The organism is Mesorhizobium sp. M2A.F.Ca.ET.067.02.1.1 (assembly GCF_004023285.1).
In the GTDB taxonomy this organism is placed as follows: Bacteria; Pseudomonadota; Alphaproteobacteria; order Rhizobiales; family Rhizobiaceae; genus Mesorhizobium.
The window spans coordinates 1-3,173 of sequence record NZ_RZSB01000708.1 but is presented as its reverse complement, the minus strand read 5'-3'; the positions used below and the strand labels follow the sequence as shown (position 1 = coordinate 3,173).

The 3,173-nt window shown below is 64.1% G+C and carries 3 protein-coding genes and 1 pseudogene; all 4 read right to left on the bottom strand.

Going from position 1 to position 3,173, the window contains the following annotated elements; translation table 11 throughout:
- On the bottom strand, window positions 1-596 hold a 596-nt coding region (locus EOA28_RS30430; RefSeq protein ID WP_148670947.1), incomplete at its 3' end, for a type II secretion system F family protein.
- Window position 597: 1 nt separating this feature from the next.
- Window positions 598-1,563: a type II secretion system F family protein gene (locus EOA28_RS30425; protein ID WP_127252986.1), complete on the bottom strand. Its 966-nt coding sequence runs from the start codon at window positions 1,561-1,563 to the stop codon at window positions 598-600.
- A 4-nt stretch (window positions 1,564-1,567) separates the two neighbouring features.
- Window positions 1,568-2,989 (bottom strand): CpaF family protein, encoded by a 1,422-nt coding sequence (locus EOA28_RS30420; protein WP_127386067.1) that lies wholly within the window; start codon window positions 2,987-2,989, stop codon window positions 1,568-1,570.
- Window positions 2,986-3,173: pseudogene (locus EOA28_RS30415) on the bottom strand (response regulator receiver protein); the annotation flags it as partial. The pseudogene EOA28_RS30415 and the gene EOA28_RS30420, both read right to left, overlap by 4 nt.

The following is a 3,173-nucleotide window of genomic DNA, read 5'->3' as shown; positions in this document are numbered from 1 at the left end:
ATGCCGGCCTCCATGCTCATGCCGGCATCGGAGCAGACGATCATCAGATCCATGAAATCGGGAAAGCCGTTGCGGTATTCGCGCATCTTCTCCCGAACCTTCTGCGTCAGCACCAGGCCCGGCAGGAAATAGCCGCCGGCTCCCGACAGGATGATGAAGGTCCAGCGGCTGGTCATGGTCGACTCGGCGCTGGCCGCCCAGTGGTTGATCAGGAACGCGCCCAACGCCGCACCGATCATGGTGGCGAAGCGGATCAGGAAGAACATGCCGACGGCGCGCGGCTCCATATAGCCGGCCTGGATGAGCTTCATGCGCAGCCGCGCGACATTTTCCGGGTCGCTCTTGGCATAGAACTCCTGCGCCCGTTTCACCGCTTTCTCGCGCACGGCGCTGGTGCTCTTCTTGGGCGCAGCTTCCGCCTGCTCGGCCGGCTGCACCACCTCGACCTTCAGCCGGCGCTTGACCTCGCCACGATCGCCCTTGGCGAGCACAAGCGGCCAGGCGACGGCGCCGCCGCCCAGCACCAGCAGCAGCACGGCAACCGGCGTCAGCGACGTTGGCGCGAGCGAAGCGAGGAAGCGGATGACGTCTTCCATTTCAGAACCGGAAATTCGACATCTTGAACATGATGGCGTTGCCGAGCAGCAGCCAGAAGATCGCCCCACTCAGCATGTACCAGGTCTTCGGCTCGTTCCAGACATCCTGGTAGAATTGCGGCATCAGCACCATGATGGCAGTGAACAGAAGCGCCGGCACCGCGGTCAGGATGTAGGCAGACATGCGCCCTTCGGTCGAAATGGCGCGCACCTTGCGGCGCAGCTTGCCGCGCTCGCGGATCGTCGCGGACAGGCCGTCCAGGATCTCGCGCAGATTGCCGCCCGAACTGCTCTGGATCGACACCGCCGTGACGAACAGCGGCAGGTCCTCGTGGCCTACCCGGTCGAATAGATTGTTCAGCGCCGACACCAGGTCCGAGCCGTAAGTCACCTCGTCGGCGACGACGCCGAACTCGGTGCCGATCGGGTCGGCCATTTCGCGCGCCACCATGGCGATCGCCACCGGCACCGGATGGCCGGCCTTCAAGCCGCGCGTGATCAGTTCCAGCGCCTCGGGCAACTGTATCCCGAACCGCTTGTGCCGGCGCTTGCGCATGAAGCGCATCGCCATCACCGGCAGCACCGGCAGCAGTATGAGAAACAGGATCAGGCCGAACAGAAGCGGCAAGCCCTTCCAGATCGTGAGAAGCGCCAGTGCGAAAGCGATCCCCGATGTGATCATCAGGAACTTCGGCAACGGCGTGGTCATGCCGGACTGCGTGCGCAGGACGCGGAAACGGTCGAGGGAAAAGACGGAACTGCGGCCGTCGATCCCGCGCTCCTTGCGCAGTTGGATCAGCACCTGCTCCTGGCTGATCTTGTTCTCGGCGAGCTTCATGCGGCGGTTGATTGCCGTGCGCTTGTCGCTGCGCCCGGCATAGAGCAGGTAAAGGCCCTCGGCGATCATGATGCCGGTGAGCGCCGCCGCGGCGTATACGACGTAGATCGGGCTGAATCCCTCGAACACCGGCCTAGTCCTGCGGCCGGCCGGGTTCGAAATACTTGCCCGGGAATTCGATGCCCATGTTGCGCAGGTCCTCGAGGAAGCGCGGGCGGATGCCGGTCGCCTCGAAGTGGCCGAGGATCTTGCCGTCCGCCTCCATGCCGGTGCGCACGAAGCGGAATATCTCCTGCATCTGGATGACATCGCCTTCCATGCCGGTTACCTCGGCGACGCTGGTCACCTTGCGCTTGCCGTCGGAAAGGCGCGTCAGCTGCACGATGATGTCGAGCGCGCTGGCGATCTGGCTGCGGATCGACTGCACCGTCATCGGCATGCCGGTCATGCCGAGCATCTGTTCCAGACGCGAGATCGCGTCGCGCGGCGTGTTGGCATGGATGGTCGCCATCGAGCCTTCATGGCCGGTGTTCATCGCCTGCAGCATGTCGAAGGCTTCCTCGCCGCGGCACTCGCCGAGGATGACGCGGTCCGGGCGCATGCGCAGCGCGTTCTTGACCAGGTCGCGCTGCTTCAGTTCGCCATGGCCCTCGATGTTGGCCGGGCGCGTTTCCATGCGCGCGACATGCGGCTGCTGCAATTGCAGCTCGGCCGCGTCCTCGATGGTGATCAGGCGCTCGTCTTCCGGGATGAAGGCCGACAGGGCATTGAGCATCGTCGTCTTGCCGGTGCCGGTGCCGCCGGAGATGATCGTGGTCTTGCGGGCGTGCACCGCCGCCGCCAGCACTTCTGCCATGTTCTGGGTGATGGCGCCGAATTCGACCAGCTTGTGCAGGCCGAGCTTGTTCTTGGAGAATTTGCGGATCGACACCAGCGGACCGTCGACGCCGACCGGGCGGATCGCCGCGTTGAAGCGCGAGCCATCGAGCATGCGGGCGTCGACCATCGGCTGTGATTCATCGACGCGGCGGCCGACAGCCGCGACTATTTTGTTAATGATTCGAAGCAGATGCGCCTCATCCTTGAATGGGATGTGGACCTGCTGCAGCTTGCCGCGCTTTTCGACGAAGCAGTTCTGGTGGCCATTGATCAGGATATCGTTGATCTCAGGGTCCTTGAGCAACGGCTCCAGCGGGCCGAGGCCGACCATCTCGTCGACGATGTCGTCGACCAGCGCATCGAGCTCGGCGATGTTGATCGCCATCCGCTCCTCGCGCGTCTTTTCCGAGACGAATTCATGCACCTGCCGTCGCATTTCATCCTTGGGCAGCCGCTCGAGCGCCACGAGGTTGATCTCCTCGAGCAGCATGCGGTGGATGCGTACGCGCGCATCGAGCACCTTGTTGGCGCTTTTTGCCGGCGCAGCCTCCGGCTTCGGCGGCGCCGGCTTGCGGGTCGTCGGGATGATCACCGCATTGTGCGCCACAGGCGCGGGCTCCGGCGCCCGCTGCGGACGAGTGTCGCGGTTCTGCAGGTTGGAAAAGCGAGTGTTCATCCGGCCTTCCTCTTCAGCAGGCCTTTGCCGAGGCCGAACAGCGATTTCGACTTGACCGTGGTCTGGACGGCCTCCTCCGGCAGGATGATCTTCTTCAGGTCGTTGACGACATTGGCGTTGGGGTCGATGGCGTGCAGCGGCACGCCGCGATCGACGGCCTCGCGCACCAGCCGGTAGTTGTTGG